The 17,387-nt window shown below is 71.8% G+C and carries 17 protein-coding genes; 14 read left to right on the top strand and 3 right to left on the bottom strand.

The features are described from left to right. The first annotated feature begins 41 nt into the window (after positions 1 to 41). The 6 genes from ABZZ74_RS18005 to ABZZ74_RS17980 are packed head-to-tail and all read left to right on the top strand — an operon-like array spanning position 42 to position 4,093. Positions 42 to 446 (top strand): cupin domain-containing protein, encoded by a 405-nt coding sequence (locus ABZZ74_RS18005; RefSeq protein WP_356766082.1) that lies wholly within the window; start codon positions 42 to 44, stop codon positions 444 to 446. Further along, complete coding sequence (locus ABZZ74_RS18000) at positions 443 to 1,711, top strand: beta-ketoacyl-[acyl-carrier-protein] synthase family protein (RefSeq protein WP_356765914.1); 1,269 nt, start codon at positions 443 to 445, stop codon at positions 1,709 to 1,711. Before ABZZ74_RS18005 ends, ABZZ74_RS18000 begins: the two co-directional genes overlap by 4 nt. After that, positions 1,708 to 2,958, top strand: a complete 1,251-nt coding sequence (locus ABZZ74_RS17995; RefSeq protein ID WP_356765912.1) for a ketosynthase chain-length factor — start codon at positions 1,708 to 1,710, stop codon at positions 2,956 to 2,958. The genes ABZZ74_RS18000 and ABZZ74_RS17995 overlap by 4 nt, the downstream gene beginning before the upstream one ends. Before the next feature lie 35 nt (positions 2,959 to 2,993). After that, entirely contained in the window at positions 2,994 to 3,251 is a 258-nt protein-coding gene (locus tag ABZZ74_RS17990; RefSeq protein ID WP_356765910.1) for an acyl carrier protein, read from the top strand. 1 nt (position 3,252) lies between these two features. Further along, positions 3,253 to 3,732, top strand: coding sequence for an SRPBCC family protein (locus ABZZ74_RS17985; protein ID WP_133049349.1), 480 nt, complete (start codon positions 3,253 to 3,255; stop codon positions 3,730 to 3,732). 28 nt (positions 3,733 to 3,760) lie between these two features. Beyond that, on the top strand, positions 3,761 to 4,093 hold the full coding sequence (locus ABZZ74_RS17980) for a TcmI family type II polyketide cyclase (RefSeq protein ID WP_356765907.1): 333 nt from the start codon (positions 3,761 to 3,763) through the stop codon (positions 4,091 to 4,093). A gap of 65 nt (positions 4,094 to 4,158) precedes the next feature. On the opposite strand, the gene ABZZ74_RS17975 is transcribed toward ABZZ74_RS17980, so the two are convergent. Together ABZZ74_RS17975 and ABZZ74_RS17970 are read right to left on the bottom strand one after the other, a co-directional pair. Continuing rightward, entirely contained in the window at positions 4,159 to 5,187 is a 1,029-nt protein-coding gene (locus tag ABZZ74_RS17975; protein WP_356765905.1) for a methyltransferase, read from the bottom strand. 55 nt (positions 5,188 to 5,242) lie between these two features. Continuing rightward, entirely contained in the window at positions 5,243 to 6,301 is a 1,059-nt protein-coding gene (locus tag ABZZ74_RS17970; RefSeq protein ID WP_356765903.1) for a right-handed parallel beta-helix repeat-containing protein, read from the bottom strand. A gap of 209 nt (positions 6,302 to 6,510) precedes the next feature. Here ABZZ74_RS17970 and ABZZ74_RS17965 point away from each other — a divergent pair, with 209 nt between their 5' ends. The 6 genes from ABZZ74_RS17965 to ABZZ74_RS17940 all read left to right on the top strand — a co-directional run bounded on the left by ABZZ74_RS17965 (position 6,511) and on the right by ABZZ74_RS17940 (position 14,607). Beyond that, the gene (locus tag ABZZ74_RS17965) at positions 6,511 to 8,157 is read left to right on the top strand and encodes an alkaline phosphatase family protein (RefSeq protein ID WP_356765901.1); all 1,647 of its coding nucleotides are present in this window, start codon (positions 6,511 to 6,513) and stop codon (positions 8,155 to 8,157) included. A 68-nt stretch (positions 8,158 to 8,225) separates the two neighbouring features. Next, the gene (locus ABZZ74_RS17960) at positions 8,226 to 10,628 is read left to right on the top strand and encodes a SpoIIE family protein phosphatase (RefSeq protein WP_356765899.1); all 2,403 of its coding nucleotides are present in this window, start codon (positions 8,226 to 8,228) and stop codon (positions 10,626 to 10,628) included. A 2-nt stretch (positions 10,629 to 10,630) separates the two neighbouring features. Then, on the top strand, positions 10,631 to 11,584 hold the full coding sequence (locus ABZZ74_RS17955; RefSeq protein ID WP_356765897.1) for a substrate-binding domain-containing protein: 954 nt from the start codon (positions 10,631 to 10,633) through the stop codon (positions 11,582 to 11,584). A 43-nt stretch (positions 11,585 to 11,627) separates the two neighbouring features. Next, positions 11,628 to 12,866, top strand: coding sequence for a sugar ABC transporter substrate-binding protein (locus ABZZ74_RS17950; RefSeq protein WP_356765895.1), 1,239 nt, complete (start codon positions 11,628 to 11,630; stop codon positions 12,864 to 12,866). Beyond that, on the top strand, positions 12,863 to 13,783 hold the full coding sequence (locus tag ABZZ74_RS17945) for a sugar ABC transporter permease (protein ID WP_356765893.1): 921 nt from the start codon (positions 12,863 to 12,865) through the stop codon (positions 13,781 to 13,783). The genes ABZZ74_RS17950 and ABZZ74_RS17945 overlap by 4 nt, the downstream gene beginning before the upstream one ends. Further along, entirely contained in the window at positions 13,780 to 14,607 is an 828-nt protein-coding gene (locus ABZZ74_RS17940; protein WP_356765891.1) for a carbohydrate ABC transporter permease, read from the top strand. The genes ABZZ74_RS17945 and ABZZ74_RS17940 overlap by 4 nt, the downstream gene beginning before the upstream one ends. Here ABZZ74_RS17940 and ABZZ74_RS17935 read toward each other — a convergent pair. Further along, the gene (locus ABZZ74_RS17935; protein WP_356765889.1) at positions 14,582 to 15,478 is read right to left on the bottom strand and encodes a hypothetical protein; all 897 of its coding nucleotides are present in this window, start codon (positions 15,476 to 15,478) and stop codon (positions 14,582 to 14,584) included. The two genes, ABZZ74_RS17940 and ABZZ74_RS17935, sit on opposite strands and share 26 nt — an antisense overlap. 100 nt (positions 15,479 to 15,578) lie before the next feature. Here ABZZ74_RS17935 and ABZZ74_RS17930 point away from each other — a divergent pair, with 100 nt between their 5' ends. Together ABZZ74_RS17930 and ABZZ74_RS17925 are read left to right on the top strand one after the other, a co-directional pair. Then, positions 15,579 to 16,601 carry a permease gene (locus tag ABZZ74_RS17930; protein WP_356765887.1) on the top strand — a complete coding sequence of 341 codons (1,023 nt, stop codon included), beginning with the start codon at positions 15,579 to 15,581 and terminating at the stop codon, positions 16,599 to 16,601. Next, positions 16,598 to 17,326, top strand: a complete 729-nt coding sequence (locus ABZZ74_RS17925) for a TIGR03943 family protein (protein WP_356765885.1) — start codon at positions 16,598 to 16,600, stop codon at positions 17,324 to 17,326. Before ABZZ74_RS17930 ends, ABZZ74_RS17925 begins: the two co-directional genes overlap by 4 nt. The last annotated feature ends 61 nt before the right edge of the window (positions 17,327 to 17,387 follow it).

Here is a 17,387-nt window from a genome sequence, read left to right as displayed (position 1 = left end):
ACGATCGGAGCAACGCCGTGACCCAACCTCGTCCCACCATCGTGGATCTCAGCGACGTCGAGCCCAACACTCGGCGCGGCGGCGATCTGCGCGCCATGCTCACCCCCAACACGGTCGGCTCCACCAGCGGTTTCATGGGCGTGGCCATCGTGCAGCCCGGCGACCGCATCGGTGAGCACTACCACCCCTACTCCGAGGAGTTCGTGTACGTCGTCTGCGGTCAGCTGGAAGTCGACCTCGACGGCGAACCGCACCCGCTGCGGCCCGAGCAGGGGCTGATGATCCCCATCAACATGCGCCACCGCTTCCGCAACGTAGGCAAGGTGGAGGCGCGGATCGTCTTCCACCTCGGGCCGCTCGCGCCGACGCCGCCGCTCGGCCACGTCGACACCGAGGAGACCCCCGCCGGCGTCGGGGTCGACGACCGACAGCAGGTCCATTCATGAGCCGGCGGGTGGCGGTCACCGGCATAGGCATCGTCGCACCCGGCGGCATCGGGGTGCCGGCGTTCTGGGACCTGCTGGCGGCCGGGCGCACCGCGACACGCGGCATCACCTTCTTCGACCCGGCGGGGCTGCGCTCCCGGATCGCCGCCGAGTGCGACTTCGACCCGGCCGCCCACGGACTGGACGCCGAGGAGACCGCGCGCAACGACCGCTACATCCAGTTCGCCCTGGCCGCCGGGGACGAGGCGGTGCGCGACGCCGGTCTCGACCTGGACCGGGAGAACCCCTGGCGGGTCGGGGTCTCCCTGGGCACCGCGGTGGGCGGGACCACCCGTCTGGAGCACGACTACGTGCTCGTCAGCCACCACGGTGAGCGCTGGGACGTCGACCCCCGCGAGGCCGAACCGCATCTGCACCGGGCCTTCTCGCCCAGCACGCTGGCCTCGGCGGTGGCCGAGCGGTTCATGGCGCGCGGGCCGGTGCAGACCGTCTCCACGGGCTGCACCTCGGGCCTGGACGCGGTCGGCTACGCCCTCCACACCATCGAGGAGGGCCGGGCCGACGTGTGCATCGCGGGCGCCTCGGACTCGCCGATCTCCCCGATCACCATGGCCTGCTTCGACTCCATCAAGGCCACGTCGCCCAACAACGACGACCCGGCCCACGCCTCCCGCCCCTTCGACGCCCACCGCGACGGCTTCGTCATGGGCGAGGGCGGCGCCGTACTGGTCCTGGAGGAGCTCGAACACGCCCGGGCGCGGGGCGCCCACGTGTACTGCGAGCTGGCCGGCTACGCCACTTTCGGCAACGCCTACCACATGACGGGGCTGACCAAGGAGGGCCTGGAGATGGCCCGGGCGATCGACACCGCCCTGATCCACGCCCGCCTCGACCCCACGGCGATCGACTACGTCAACGCCCACGGGTCCGGCACCCAGCAGAACGACCGTCACGAGACCGCGGCGGTCAAACGGGCCCTGGGTCAGCACGCCTACGCCACGCCGATGAGCTCCATCAAGTCCATGGTGGGCCACTCCCTCGGCGCGATCGGCGCGATCGAGGTCGTCGCCTGTGTGCTGGCACTGGCCCATCAGGTCGTCCCGCCCACCGCCAACTACGAGACGCCGGACCCCGAGTGCGACCTGGACTACGTGCCGCGCGTCGCACGCGAACGGAAGCTGACGAGCGTGCTGTCCGTGGGCAGCGGGTTCGGCGGCTTCCAGTCCGCGGTGGTGCTGACCCGGCCGAGGGAGAGGACACGATGAGCGAACCGTATCCACGGCGTGCGGCCGTCACCGGCATCGGTGTGGTGGCGCCCAACGGAACCAGCGCCGAGTCCTTCTGGAAGTCCACCCGGGAGGGCATCAGCGTCCTCGACCGGGTCACCCGCGAGGGCTGCGGGCACCTGCCGATGCGGGTGGCGGGCGAGGTCCGCGACTTCGACGCGCCGGCGGCGGTCGAGGAACGCTTCCTCGTCCAGACCGACCGCTTCACCCACTTCGCCATGGCGGCGGCCGACCGCGCCCTGGACGACGCCGAGTTCGGTCCCGCCGATGAGGGCGGGAGTCCGTTCTCCGTGGGCGTGGTCACCGCGGCCGGGTCCGGCGGCGGTGAGTTCGGCCAGCGGGAGCTGCAGCAACTGTGGGGCAAGGGCAGCCGGTTCGTGGGCCCGTACCAGTCCATCGCCTGGTTCTACGCCGCCAGCACCGGCCAGATCTCCATCCGCCGGGGCTTCAAGGGCCCCTGCTCGGTGGTCGCCGCCGACGAGGCCGGCGGGCTCGACGCCCTCGCGCACGCGGCCCGGGCGGTGCGGCGCGGCACCGACACGATCGTGGCCGGCGCGACCGAGGCCCCTCTGGCCCCCTACTCGGGGGTCTGCCAGCTCGGCTACCAGGAGCTGAGCACCGAGGCCGACCCGGACCGCGCCTACCGGCCCTTCACCGCCCAGGCCTGCGGTTTCGTGCCCGCCGAGGGCGGCGCGATGCTCGTCGTGGAGGACGAGCGCACGGCCCGGGAGCGGGGCGCACGGGTTCGTGCCCTGGTCGCGGGACACGCGGCGACCTTCACCGGCGCCTCCCGCTGGGAGGAGTCCCGGCACGGGCTCGCGCACGCCGTCGCCGGCGCCCTGGACGAGGCCGGCTGCGCCCCCGAGGAGATCGACGCCGTCTTCGCCGACGCCCTCGGCGTTCCGGAGGCCGACCGCGCCGAGGCGCTCGCCATCACCGACGCGCTCGGCGCCCACGGCCGGCGGGTGCCGGTCACCGCGCCCAAGACCGGCATCGGCCGCGGCTACTGCGCGGCGCCCGTCCTGGACAGCGCCGCGGCCGTGCTCGCCCTGGAGCACGGCATCCTCCCGCCCACCCCCAACGTCTACGACATCTGCCACGACCTCGACCTCGTGACCACCCGCGCCCGCGCCGTCGAACTGCGCACGGTGCTGGTCCTCAGCCGGGGGCTCATGGGATCGAACTCGGCGCTCGTGCTGCGGCGCGGCGCCGACGACGCCTCCTGACGAGGCGCCAGCCAGCGAAGGAAGAGAGGAACCGCATGAGTGACCGCATCACCGTGGACGAACTGGCCGAGCTGATGAAGAAGGCCGCCGGCGTCACCGTCGCCCCCGAGGAGCTGCAGCAGCGCCGCGACTCCGGGTTCGACACCTTCGGCATCGACTCGCTCGGACTGCTCGGCGTGGTCGGAGAGCTGGAGAACCGCTACGGCGCTCCGCTGCCCCCCGACGCGGAGCGCTGCAAGAGCCCCCGCGAGTTCCTCGACCTCGTCAACAGCAGCCTCTTCGCAGGAGCCTGACATGCCCGGACACACCCAGAACGAGATCACCGTCGCCGCTCCGCTGGACCTGGTCTGGGACATGACCAACGACGTGGCGAACTGGCCGAACCTGTTCACCGAGTACGCCTCGGCGGAGATCCTCTCCGTGGAGGGGAACAAGACCACGTTCCGTCTCACCATGCACCCGGACGACAACGGCAAGGTGTGGAGCTGGGTCTCGGAGCGGGAGACCGACCGCGCGGGCCTCACCGTGCGCGCCCGCCGCGTGGAGACCGGGCCCTTCGCCCACATGAACATCCTGTGGACCTACGAGCAGCTGCCCCAGGGTGTGCGGATGGTGTGGACGCAGGACTTCGCGATGAAGCCCGACGCCCCGGTCGACGACGACTGGATGACGGACAACATCAACCGCAACTCCAAGGTCCAGATGGCCCTCATCCGCGACCGCATCGAGAAGGCGGCCGCCGAGCAGGGCTTCACCCCGGGCCTGACCGACTGATCCGCCGCACGGCAGGAAGGACAGACCGATGCACCAGGCCCTGATCGTGGCCCGTATGGCACCGGGCTCCGCCCCGGACATCGCCAAGGTGTTCGCCGAGTCCGACCGGGGGGAGCTGCCGCACCTGGTCGGGGTCACCCGGCGCAGCCTCTTCCAGTTCGGTGACGTGTACCTGCATCTCATCGAGTCCGAGCGGGACCCCGGGCCGGCCATCGCCAAGGTGACCGGACACCCCGAGTTCCGTGACGTCAGCGAGCGGCTGGCGGCGTACGTCAGCGCGTACGACCCCGAGACCTGGCGCTCGCCGAAGGACGCGATGGCGAACCGCTTCTACCTCTGGGAGCGGGACGCCACCGCCTGAGACCGTCCGCTGCCACCGGCCGAAGGACCCGGCGACCGGTGGCAGCGGACGTTTGTGTGGGCCCTTCACCCCGGCACGTGGCAGTCGAACGCGTGCAGATAGGGGTTGACCGGACTGATGCCGTCGACGACCAGCCCGGCGCCGGTCAGCCGTCCGACCATGCTGTCGGTGGTGTGCTTGGCCCCGCCGACGTTGAGGAGCAGCAACAGGTCCATCGCGGTGCTGAACCGCATCGACGGGGTGTCGTCGACGAGGTTCTCGATCACCACGACCCGCGTACCCGGCCCACCGGCCTCGATGACGTTGCGCAGGGTGCGGGCGGTGCTGTCGTCGTCCCACTCCAGGATGTTCTTGATGATGTAGACGTCGGCCCGCACCGGCACGGCCTCCCGGACGTCACCGGGAACGATCCGCACCCGGCCGGCGAGATCGCCGCCCGGCCGCAGCCGCGCCACCGCGTTCTCCACCACCCGGGGCAGGTCCAGCAGACTGCCCTGCATCGACGGGTACTTGTCGAGCAGGCTCGCCACCACATGGCCCTGCCCGCCGCCGATGTCCGCCATCGACGCGCTGCCGGACAGGTCCAGCAGCGCCGCCACGTCCCGCGCCGACTGCTCGCTGGAGGTGGTCATCGCCCGGTTGAAGACGTCCGCGGACTCCGGGGCGTCCTCGTTGAGGTACGGGAAGAACTCCTTGCCGTACAGCTCCTGTACGACGTTCTTCCCGGTGCGCACCGCCTCGTCCAGCTTGGGCCAGGCGTCCCAGGTCCACGGCTCGGTGCACCACAGGGCGATCCAGCGCAGGCTGTTCGGGTCGTCCTCGCGCAGCAGCCGGGACATCTCGGTGTGCGCGAAGGTGCCGTCCGGCCGTTCGGCGAAGACGCCGTAGCAGGACAAGGCCCGCAACAGCCGTCGCAGCGGACGGGGTTCGGTCTTCACCGCGGCCGCCAGGTCCTCCACGGACATGGGGGCGTCGCCGAGCGCGTCGGGCACGCCCAGCCGGGCGGACGCGCGGAGGGCGGCGGCACACGCCGCCCCGAACACGAGTTCCCTCAGCCGCATCGGCGGCGGTGGGGCGGTCTGTGCGGTCGTCATGCGCCGCCTGCCTTCCTTGGGGTGATGGGAGATGCGACGGGGGAGCGGGGGCCGCTCAGCACAGGCCCGCGGGCTTGGACGCCCGGCAGGTGTTGCTCTCGAAGGTGTTGCCCTTGCCGAGGTCGGAGTTGACCAGGTCGGCGGGCGCGTTGCCGGACAGGCGGTTGCCGGTGATCCGGTTGTCGTCGCTGGTGGTGCCGACGAAGCTCTTGAACAGCACGATGCCGCCCGACAGCGGGGAGGTGCCGGCGTTGTCGCGGATCTCGTTGTTCGCGACCAGGGTCTTCTCGGCGCCGGTCAGGACGATGCCGGAGCCCTGCAGGGCGGGCAGCCGGGCGGTCTTCGGGCAGGACTTGTTGTTGGCGACGATGCGGTTCTGACGCACGGCGAGGTCCCCGGCCTTGGGCTTGTTCTCGTCGCCGACGACGAACACGCCCACGCAGTTGCCGGTGAGGTAGTTGCGGTCGACCTGCAGGTCGCGCAGCCGGCGCACGGTCACGCCGACGCGGTTGCCCTGCAGCCGGTTGCGCACCACCCGGGTGCCCTCGGTGTCCGTGGCGCCCTTCTCGGCCGTGATCGTGTTGGCGAGGAAGATGCCCGCGTCGCCGCTGCCGCTGACGGTGTTGCCCCGCAGCACGCTGCGGACCGAACGCTCCTGGGCGATGCCCCAGACCCCGTTGTTCAGCGCGGACACGTCACGCACCGTCAGACCGTCGGTGCCCATGGCGAAGACGCCGCTGTGGCTGAAGCCGCTGACCGTCAGGGAGGCGACGGTGACGCCCTTGAGGCTGCGGTCCTTGGCGCCCACGACGCAGATGCCGTTGCCGTTCTCGGAGCAGCGGTCGCCGGCCTTCTTGGTGCCCGGCTCGATCACCGTCCGCCGACCCACGCCGCGCAGGGTGATGTCGGCCGTCGTCAGCTTGACGCTCTCGTGGTAGACGCCGGGCAGCACCAGGACGGTGTCGCCGGGCCGAGCGGCGTCCACCGCCTTCTGGATGGACTCTCCCGGACGGACCGTTTGGATGATGTGGCCGGCGGCCGACGGGGCGGCACCGAGGCCCGTCCCGACGATCGCGGCGCTGCACGCCAGATAGGCGATATGGAGTTTCTTCATATTCGGCACGTTATGCCCAACTTATTTACGGACCGGGCGGATAGGCCGATCGGTGGCGTGTCACGGCGGGCCGTTCCTTTGCTCCCGCTGAGCCCTTTCTTTGGCAGGAGCGGGTGCGGGCGTCGGGCGCCGTACATTTTCGGCCACTGCCATGTCGGTGCACGGTCCGCAGACCTTCCTGCGCCCGCACGGCTTTGAGGAGAGGCACCATGCCACGAGGTCCCGTCCGTCCCGCCCGCACCGTCACCGCGGCGGCCGCCGCGCTCGCCGCCGTCGGCGCGCTCACCGTCACCGCCGCCGCACCGGCCTCAGCCCACCCCGCCACGGCGCGGCACGTCCTGCTCCTGTCCGTCGACGGCCTGCACCAGTCCGACCTCGCCTGGTACGTCGCCCAGCACCCCGACTCCGCGCTGGCCCGGCTCGCCGCCGGGGGAGTGGAGTACACCCACGCCAGAACGACCGTCCCCTCCGACTCCTTCCCCGGCATGGTCGGACAGGTCACCGGCGGCGACCCCGGTGTCACCGGCGTCTACTACGACGACACCTACAGCAACGCCCTGCTGCCGGCCGGCACCACCAGCTGCGCGGGCGTCAAGCCCGGCGTCGAGGTCGACCTCACCGAGGACCTCGACAAGAACAAGGACTCCATCGACGCGGGCCAGGGCCTCACCGGTCTGCCCGGCAGCATCCTGAAGATGACCGGGAAGGCCGCGAGCCTCATCGACCCGTCGAAGCTGCCGGTCGACCCCAAGACCTGCAAGCCGGTCTACCCGCACGCGTACCTGAAGGTGAACACGGTCTTCGACGTGGCCCGCAAGGCCGGTCTGCGGACCGCCTGGTCCGACAAGCACGTCGCCTACGAGATCCTCGGCGGCCCCTCCGGCAACGGCATCCAGGACCTGTTCGCCCCCGAGATCAACAGCACCGCCATCGGCTACCCGGCGGCCGAGGACTGGACCAAGGACAACGCGGCCACCGAGCAGTACGACGGCTACAAGGTGAAGGCCGTCCTCAACGAGATCGACGGCTACGACCACGGCCGCACCCACAAGGTCGGCACACCCGCCGTATTCGGCATGAACTTCCAGTCCGTCTCGACCGCCCAGAAACTGCCCGCCTCCGACGGCCTGACCGGCGGCTACACGAGCAAGGGCGTGCCCGGCCCGCTGCTGGCGAAGAACCTCGCCTACGTCGACCGGCAGATCGGCGCCTTCCTCGGCGAGCTCCGCAAGCGCCACCTGGCCTCCAGCACCACGGTGATCCTGTCCTCCAAGCACGGACAGTCGCCCACCGACCCCTCGGCGCTCACCCGCATCGACGACGGTCCCCTCCTCGACGGCCTCAACGCCGCCTGGAAGAGCGCCCACGCGGGCGCGGGAGACCTCGTCGCCCACGCCGTCGACGACGACGCCATGCTCCTGTGGCTCACCGACCGCTCCCGGGCCGCCACCGACTTCGCCAAGGCCTACCTGCTGGCCCAGTCGGGCACCGGCAACGGCGTCGACGGCAAGGCCAAGCCCTTCACGGCCGGCGGTCTGAAGACCGTGTACGCGGGGGCGGCCGCCGCCCGCTACTTCCACGTCGAGCCGGGCGACTCCCGGGTGCCCGACCTGTTCGGCATCAGCCAGTACGGCGTCGTCTACACCGGCGGCAAGGGCAAGATCGCCGAGCACGGGGGCGCCCACGCCGACGACCTCGACGTCCCCCTGGTCGTCTCCGGAGCCGCGACGCCGCACGGTGTCCGCGTCAACCGTCCGGTGCGCACCACGCAGATCGCCCCGACGATCCTGCGTCTGCTCGGTCTGGACCCGCGCTCCCTGGACGCCGTCCGCATCGAGCACACCCCCGCGCTCTGACTTGTCCGAATCCTGTCGGACGCGCACGCTGGGTCTTTGAGGAACCTCAGCGCGCGAATAGAGCAATAATGACCACTTATGTCCAAGGAAGCGGTCACAGCGGGTGGTCAAAAGATGTCGCGACAGTGACCCTCGGTCGCGACGGCACCGTCACGGGCTGGAGCGAGGGTGCGCGGCGGCTGCTCGGCCATCGCGCACCCGAGGTCGTAGGACGCGCCGCCGCCGAACTGCTCCTCGGCCGGGAGGCTCCCGAGGCGAGCGGTCTCGCGCTCCTGGGCTCCGAGGAGTGGAGCGGTACGGCGGCGCTGCGGCACCGGGACGGTCACCGCGTCGACGTGACCCTGCACGCCCATCCGTCGCTGGACCGCGACGGCAGGCCGCAGGGGTTCGTGGTGACCGTCGGCACCTCGTCCGCGGCCTCGGAACGGGACCGGAGGATGGTGGAGTGGGCGTTCGACCAGGCGTCGGTCGGCCTCTCCGCCCACAGCACGGCCGCCGGCTCCTGGCACCTCAACGCGGCCGCCGCCGAGGAGGACGCGGCGGGTGCCGAGGGCGGCGAGGGCGAGGAGGGCTTCCTGCGCTGTGTGCGCCGCGTCGCCGAGGAGGACAGGCCGATGCGATACGAGCGCGTCGTCCCGGAGCCCGCCTCCGCACCCGTCCGGCACCGCGCCTGGGTCATCGAACTGTGGCCGGTGCGGGACCCCGCCACCGGCGAGGTCGTCGGCGTCGGCACCGCCGCCTTCGACAGCAGCGAGCAGCACGCGGCCCGGGAGCGGCTGGCCCTGCTGCAGGAGGCGGGCGCCTGCGTCGGCACCACCCTGAACGTCACCCGCACCGCCCAGGAACTCGCCGACCTCGCCGTCCCGCGGCTCGCCGACTTCGTCAGCGTGGACCTGCTCGACTCCGTCCTGCGGGGCGAGGAGCCCGTACCCGGGCCGGTCGACGCGGCCGTGGCGCTGCGCCGGGTCGCGCACCAGTCCGCCGCCGAGGGCACGGGTGTGCCCGAGGCGGCCATCGACCTCGGCGGGATCGACACCTACCCGCCGTTCTCGCCGCCCGCCCGCGCTCTGGCCGGCGGGCGGCCGGTGCTTACCGGCGCGGGCGACCCCGACTTCGCCCGCTGGCTCGCCGGAAACGAGGCACGCACCGCCCGCAACGAGGAGTACGGCTTCCACTCCGTGATGGCGACGCCGCTGCGGGCCCGGGGCATCACCCTCGGGGTCGCCGTCTTCGCCCGGATCGGCGACTCCCCGCTCTTCGAGCCGGACGACCTGATCCTCGCCGAGGAACTCGCCGGCCGGACCGCGGTCGGCGTGGACAACGCGCGCCGCTACACCCGTGAACGCACCAACGCCCTCACTCTGCAGCGCAGTCTCCTGCCGCGGGACCTGCCCCGGCAGGCGGCCGTCGAGGTGGCGTACCGCTATCTGCCGGCCGGGTCGGGCGCCGGGGTCGGCGGCGACTGGTTCGACGTCGTACCGCTGTCGGGCACCCGGGTCGGACTGGTCGTCGGGGACGTCGTCGGGCACGGCATCCACGCCTCCGCCACCATGGGCCGGCTGCGCACCGCCGTACGCACCCTCGCGGACGTGGACCTGCCCCCGGACGAGCTCCTCACCCACCTCGACGACCTGGTGGCCCATCTCTCCTCCGACAGGGAGGACGTCGCCGCGGACGAGCCGTACTTCGTCAGCGGCGAGATCGGCGCCACCTGTCTGTACGCCGTCTACGACCCGGTCTCCCGGGTGTGCACCTTCGCCAGCGCCGGCCACATCCCGCCCGCCGTGCTCTTCCCGGACGGCACGGTCGAGCTGGTCCGTCTCACCCCCGGCCCGCTGCTCGGCGTCGGCGGTCTGCCCTTCGAGACGACCGAACTGGAGCTGCCCGAGGGCAGTCTGCTGGCCTTCTGCACGGACGGCCTGATCGAGGCGCGCGACCGTGACCTGGGCCTCGGGCTCGACCGGCTGTGCGACGCGCTGGCCCGGCCCGTGCCCTCGCTGGACGTGACCTGCGACGCGATCCTCAAGGCGCTGCTGCCCGACTCTCCCGCCGACGACGTGGCCCTGCTCCTGGTGCGGACCCGGGCCCTGCACGCCGACCAGGTCGCCGCCTGGTCCCTGCCCTCCGACCCGTCGGTCGTGGCCGACGCCCGGGCCCAGGTCTCCCGGCAGCTCGCCGTCTGGGGACTGGAGGAGGCGGCCTTCGTCACCGAGCTGGTGGTGAGCGAGCTGGTCACCAACGCCATCCGCTACGGCGCCGTCCCCATCGGGCTGAGGTTGATCCGGGACCGGACCCTGATCTGCGAGGTGTCCGACGCCAGCAACACCGCCCCGCATCTGCGCCGGGCCCGCACCTACGACGAGGGCGGCCGCGGTCTGCACATGGTCGCCCAGCTCACCCAGGGCTGGGGAACCCGGCAGAGTCCCCTGGGCAAGACCATCTGGGCGGAACAGCCCCTCCCGGTCGGCTGACCATGGCAGAGCGCACCGAGGACGTGACGGCACGGCGCACCGGGGGGTCCGCCGACGCAACGCACATGCTCGGGCTGCTGTATCCGCCGTCCGGCCGGCAGCGGACGTACACGACGATGCAGCTCGCCTTCGTCGGCGGGGTGGCCGAGACCGCCACCGCACACGGCTACGACCTGCTCCTCTCACCCGCCGGCAGCCGCACGGACCCCTCGTTCCGGCGGATGGTCGGCGGGCGGCTGGTGGACGGCGTGATCGTCATGGAGATCCGCCGGGAGGACGACCGGGTGGCACATCTGGCCGACTCGGGCTTCCCGTTCGTCGCCATCGGCCGCAACCACCTCGCCGACAAGGCCGACTGGGTCGACCTGGACTTCGCCGGGCTGGCCGGTGGTTGTGTGCAGCACCTCGCCGACCTGGGCCACAGCAGGATCGCCTTCGTCAACCGGTCGGAGGAACTGTTCGACAGCGGCTACGGCTTCGCGCGGCTCGGCGACGAGGGCTACACCGAGGCGATGAAGCGACTGCTGCTCACACCCCGCGCATACCTGTGCGGGGACGACCTCGCCTCGGGAGAGGCGGTCGTCGAACGGATCCTGCGCGACGACCCGGCGACCACGTCCCTGGTCACCCAGAACGAGGCGGCCCTGGAGGGCATCTACCGGGGACTGACCCGGCACGGCCGCAGTGTGCCGCGTGACTTCTCCGTCGTCGGCGTGGCGGCCAGCCCCTGGGCCGAACAGGTCACCCCGCCGCTCACCGCGGCCGAGATCCCCGCCAAGGAGATGAGCCGGGTCGCTGTCGAGCTGATGGTGCGGCGACTGACGACGCCGGAGGCGCGTCCCCGGCACGTCCTGCTCAAACCCCTGATCACCCTCCGCGCGAGTACCGGGCGCTGCCGACCGGTGCCGGGCTCGGAACCCGAGCCGGAGTTCCCCGATTTCGACCTGGATTTCTGATACGTCGGTTTCTGTGACCGTTCGTCTACCCAGGGAGCAGAACATGTCGTACTCCGTCGACCGCCGCGCGCTCCTGCGCACCGCGGGCGCGACAGCGGCCACGGTCGCCCTGGGCGGCACGCTGGCCTCCTGCGGCTCCGGCTCCTCCGGCCCCGTCACCCTCACGTGGTGGGACTACTTCACCCTGGACAACTTCCAGCCCGGCATGAACCGTCTGATCAAAGACATCGAGTCGGGCGTGCCGGACGTGAAGATCGAGCGGCGGACCTTCCCCTTCGCCGAACTCGACCGCCAGCTCGCCCTGGCCGCGATCTCCGGCGACCTCCCCGACATCGCCATCGTCGACAACGTCGCCATGAACACCCTCGGCGGCAACCACCTGCTGGCCGACCTCACGAGCCGGGTCGCGAAGTGGGGACAGGCCGACCAGTACTACAAAGGCCCCTGGGACGGCTGCCAGGTCGGCGGAAAGACCCTCGGCATCCCCAACAACAGCAACTGCCTCGCCCTGTACTACAACACCCGGATGCTCAAGTCCGCCGGAGTGAGGCCCCCCACCACCTGGGACGAACTGGCCTCCACCGCCCACCGGCTGACCAGCGGGGACCGCTACGGACTGGCGCTGAGCGCGATCAGGACGGAGGAGGGCGTCTTCCAGTTCCTGCCGTTCCTGTGGCAGTCGGGCGGCGACCTCGACACCTTCGGCACCTACGGCGCCACCGCCCTCTCCTTCCTCCACGACCTGATCGCCAAGGGCTCCCTGTCCGAACAGTGCGTCGGCTGGACCCAGCAGGACGTCAACACCCGTTTCCTGAACCAGCGCGCCGCCCTGCAGATCAACGGCCCCTGGCAGATCCCCACCCTGAAGAAGGCGTCCTTCGACTGGGACGTCGTCCCGCTGCCCCGCGACCGGGAGGCCGCCACCTGCCTGGGCGGCGAGAACTGGGTCGTGACGGCGACAAGCAGACACATCGACAAGGCCTGGGAGGTGCTGGAGTACACCCAGCGCCCCTCGGTGCTGGTGCCCTACCTGGTGTCGTTCGGCGACCTGCCGTCCCGCAAGGACCTGGCCGACCAGGGCACCTGGGCCTCCGACCCGGCCCTGCGCCTGTTCCTCAGCCAGCTCCCCCTGGCCCGTCCCCGCCAGTACGGCCCGCACTACGCCGACGCCTCGCAGGCCGTCGCCGAGGCGGAGCAGGCGGTGTTCACCGGGGCCGCCTCGCCGTCCGGCGCCGCGAGGACGGCGGCCCTCAGGATCGACAAAGCGCTGGGCAAGCAATGACACCGAGCCCTTCCCTCTCCGCGCGCCGGCGCCGCGCGGGGTACCTGTTCTGTCTGCCGGGGATGACCTTCCTCGCCCTGTTCCTGGCCTACCCGCTCTGCTACACCGTGTGGACCTCCGTCCACGACGTCGACCTCGGCCAACTGCTCGGCGGGACGGAACGGTTCAACGGCCTGGACAACTACCGCGCCGTCCTCGACGACCCGGCGTTCTGGCACGCCGTACGCCTCTCGCTGATCTTCACCCTGGGCTCCCTGCTGCTGCAGTTCACCCTCGGCTTCGCCCTCGCCCTGCTCTTCGCCCGGCCCTTCCCGCTGGGCGGCCTGCTGCGCTCGCTGCTCCTTGTCGCCTGGCTGCTGCCCCCGGTCGTCAGCGGCACCCTCTTCCGCTGGATGCTGGACGCGGAGTCGGGCGCCTACAACGCCCTGCTCGGCGCCGTGGGCCTGGGCAGCCTCGGGCACGACTGGCTCACCGACCCGTCCACCTCCCTCGCGGGGGTGATCTTCGCCAACGTCTGGGTCGGCGTGCCCTTCAACATGCTGCTGCTCCTGGTCGGCCTGCACACCATCGACCCCGAACTGCACGAGGCCGCCGCCATCGACGGCGCGGGCGCCTGGCAGCGCTTCCGCCACATCACCCTTCCGCTGATGCGCCCGGTCTCGGTGACGGTCCTTCTGCTCGGCCTCCTCTACACCTTCAAGGTTTTCGACATCGTCTTCGTGATGACGGGCGGCGGGCCCGTCGACGCCACCCGGGTGCTCTCCCTCTACGTCTACGAGGTCTTCTTCACCTCCTTCCGCTTCGGCCAGGGCGCCGCCGCCGGCCTGCTGTTGCTCGTCGTGCCGCTGCTGGCGGGCGTGTTCTACGTACGACGGCTGCGGCGCGAGGAAGAGACGGCGGCAGGGGGCGCGGTATGAGACCGCACCGCCGTCCCTGGCTGCTCACCGCGATCGCCACCGTCGTCACCGCGGCCTTCCTGCTGCCGGTCTACTGGATGGTGAAGACCAGTCTCACGCGCCCGGACCACATCCTGAGCCCGACCCCGCAGTGGGCCCCCACTCCCGTCACCGCCCGGAACTACACGACGGCACTGGGGTACGCCGGACTGACCCGGGCCCTGCTCAACAGCCTGGTCATCTCCTCCGGGGTGGTCGCGCTGACCCTGCTGCTGGGCGTCCCGCTCGCCTACGCGCTCGCCCGGGTCCGGATGCGGGGTTCGGGCACGATGGTGCTCGCCCTGCTCGTCGCCCAGCTGCCGCCCGCCATCGTGCTGGCGGCACCGCTGTTCATCCTCGAGCGCCGGGCCGGACTCGCCGACACCTACCTGGGGCTGATCGCCGCCGACACGACCCTCACCCTGCCGTTCACGGTGATCGTGCTGCGGCCCGTACTGCGCGGTGTGCCGCCGGAGTTGGAGGAGGCCGCGCAGCTCGACGGGTGCGGACTGCCGGGCGTGCTGCTGCGGGTGGTCCTGCCGTTGATGGTGCCCGGTGTGGTCGCGGCGGCCGGACTGTCCTTCCTGATCGCCTGGGGGGAGTTCCTCTTCGGCCTCACCCTCGCCGGAGGCCCGGACGTCCAGCCGGTCACCGTGCTGCTCAACTCCTTCGTGGGGCAGCACGGCACGTCCTGGGGCGCCCTGATGGCCACCGCCACCCTCATCAGCGTCCCCGTGGTCTGTGTCTTCGCCCTCTTCCAGCGCTTCATCGTCGGCGGCCTCATGACGGGCGGTGTGCGGGGCTGACGACCGACGCCGGTGCGAAGGTCACCTCGGCGGTGGCGTGCCGGTCCTCCCGGGGACCGGCGACGCGCAGACCGGCCCCGTCGTCGGTGGGGGAGCCGTCGGCCAGGAGGTGCTCGCCGGCGAAGGCGGGGCGGTGCAGCCGGTAGGACAGGGACCGCACGCGGCGGTCGGGGGCGTTGATGCGGACGAGTTCGAGCATCAGCAGGGCCAGCAGCGGGCCGTGCACCACGAGAGACGGATACCCCTCCACCGCACGGCAGTACGGGGCGTCGTAATGGATGCGGTGCGCGTTCGCGGTCAGGGCGCTGAAGCGGAACAGGAACGACGGGCCTGGGTGCAGGCGCAGCTGCCAGGGGCCCTCCGCCTCGGGGACGGCCTGCTCGTCCAGCGTGGCGGGGTGCGCTGTGGCGCCGCGGCCCGACCGGTAGACGATGTCCTGCTCCTCCACCAGACAGAGGCGGCCCCGCTGGCGGAACTCCTGGCGTTCGGTCACGAACAGCAGCTCTCCCGAGCGGCCCTGCTTGGGTGTCACCGCACCGAGCCCACTGACCCGTTCGGCCGGTTCGCCCAGGCGCAGCGGCTCGGTGATCTCGCAGCGCCCGCCGGCGAACATGCGCTGCCGGTCGGGGATCGGCGGCAGGAAGCGGGCGTCCCGCAGATGGCCGTCGGCGCCGAGGTCGCGCTGGGCGGGCCAGTGCAGGAAATACAGCCACTGCCACAGCGGCGGCAGCGCGTCGCCGGACTTCGCGGCCGTCTCCGGCAGATCCAGCAGCGCGGACAGGGCGGCCGCCGGAGCCGGGGAGAGGGCGTCCTCGTCCGTGACCGGGGCGGGCGTCCAGGACGCGACGTGGGAGGCGAGCGGGGTCGTCATGGTCCCAGTGTCCCCGTCACCCGATTGCGGAGGTGTGTGCGCCCGGCCCCCTTCGTGATCGTCGCTTATCTTCGCCAGGACACCGACATCCGGAGTGACCATGGTGAGAACGGATGAACTGGTCGATGGCGTGGTCGCGACGGCCGCTCCCCCCGCTCGCCGCCTGCCGGCGCAGTCGGTCGTGATCGGGGCGGCGACGGCGGCCGCGCTGGTCGCCGTGGTGCTGACCCTGACGCAGACCCGTTGGTTGAGCGGGCCCGCCTTCGCCGCCTGGCGCACCGTGTGCCTCGCCATCACCGTCCAGGCGCTGCCCTTCCTCATCCTCGGCACGGTCCTGTCCGGCGCGATCAACGCCTTCGTACCGGCGGACCTGTTCACCCGGGTACTGCCCCGGAGCCCCGCGCTCGCCGTTCCGGTGGCCGGCGCGGCGGGCGCGGTCCTGCCGGGCTGCGAGTGCGCCTCGGTACCCGTCGCGAACAGCCTCATCCGACGGGGTGTCACCCCGGCCGCCGCCTTCGCGTTCCTGCTCTCCGCGCCCGCCATCAACCCCGTCGTGCTGACCGCCACCGCCGTCGCCTTCCCCGGCAATCCCGCGATGGTCGCCGCCCGGCTGCTGGCCTCGCTCGCCACCGCCGCCGTGATGGGCTGGCTGTGGCTCTGGCTGGGCCGGGAGGAGTGGCTGCGGCCCGCCGTACGGCACGGCGGCCATCACGCCGGGCACAGCCGCTGGCGGGAGTTCCGTCTCGGTTTCCAGTACGACTTCCTGCACGCCGGGGGTTTTCTCGTGCTCGGCGCGATGGCCGCCGCCACCTTCAACGTCGCGGTGCCGCGCGCCGTGCTGGACGCCTTCTCCGGCTCGCCCTGGCTGTCGGTGCTCTTCCTGACCGGGCTCGCCATCGTCCTCGCGGTGTGCTCGGAGGCCGACGCCTTCGTCGCCGCCTCGCTCACCGGGTTCTCGCCCGTCGCCCGGCTCGCGTTCCTGGTGGTGGGCCCGATGGTCGACCTGAAGCTGATCTCCCTTCAGGCGGGCACCTTCGGGCGGGCGTTCGCCTGGCGCTTCTCCACCGCCACCGTCGTCGTGGCGGTCGCCGCGAGCGCGCTGACCGGAGGCGTGCTGCTGTGAAACGCCACGCCCAGACACTGCTGCTGGTCCTGACCGGAGCGGGACTGCTGCACGTCTCCCTCCTCACCGACCTCTACCTGCGCTACGTCAAGGAGGGCCTCCGACCCGTCCTGATCGTCTCCGGCGTCACCCTGCTCCTGCTCGGCCTCGCGAGCGCGGTCCTGGACCGGCGCCCCACCCACGACGAGGGCCACGCGCACGGCCACGACCACTCCCGGGCACCCCGCGTCGCCTGGCTGCTGTTCCTCCCCGCGCTCAGCCTGCTCCTCTACGTCCCACCGGCCCTCGGCGCGTACACGGCGGCGCGGACCAACGGCAAGGCGGTCACGGTGCGCAAGGGCTTCGACCCGCTGCCCGCGACCTCCCCGCTGCCCATGACGCTCACCGACTTCACCACCCGGGTGCAGCAGGACCGCGGCCTCGCCATCCGGCACCGCACCGTCCAGATGACCGGCTTCGTCACCCCGGCCGCGCACGGCGGCGGCTGGTACCTGACCCGGATCATCTTCACCTGCTGCGCCGCGGACTCCCAGACCGTCAAGGTCCGGATGTACGGGGGAGCCGTGCCGCCCGCCAACACCTGGCTGGCGGTGACCGGGACCTGGCACCCGAAGGGCAGCCTGGGCACCGGGTCGGCGGAGGCCGCTCTCGACGTCGGCGGGACGCGGCGCATCGCCCCGCCGGTCAACGCCTACACAGACGATCTGCCCCTCACCCCCTCCTGACCCGGTTGCGGGTTATGCCCGGCCTCCGGCGGGTTACCCGCCTTGTCGGAGAGCGAGCGCG

The organism is Streptomyces sp. NPDC006476 (assembly GCF_040612015.1).
GTDB lineage: Bacteria > Actinomycetota > Actinomycetes > Streptomycetales > Streptomycetaceae > Streptomyces > Streptomyces griseorubiginosus_B.
This window is presented reverse-complemented; position numbering and strand designations above follow the sequence as displayed.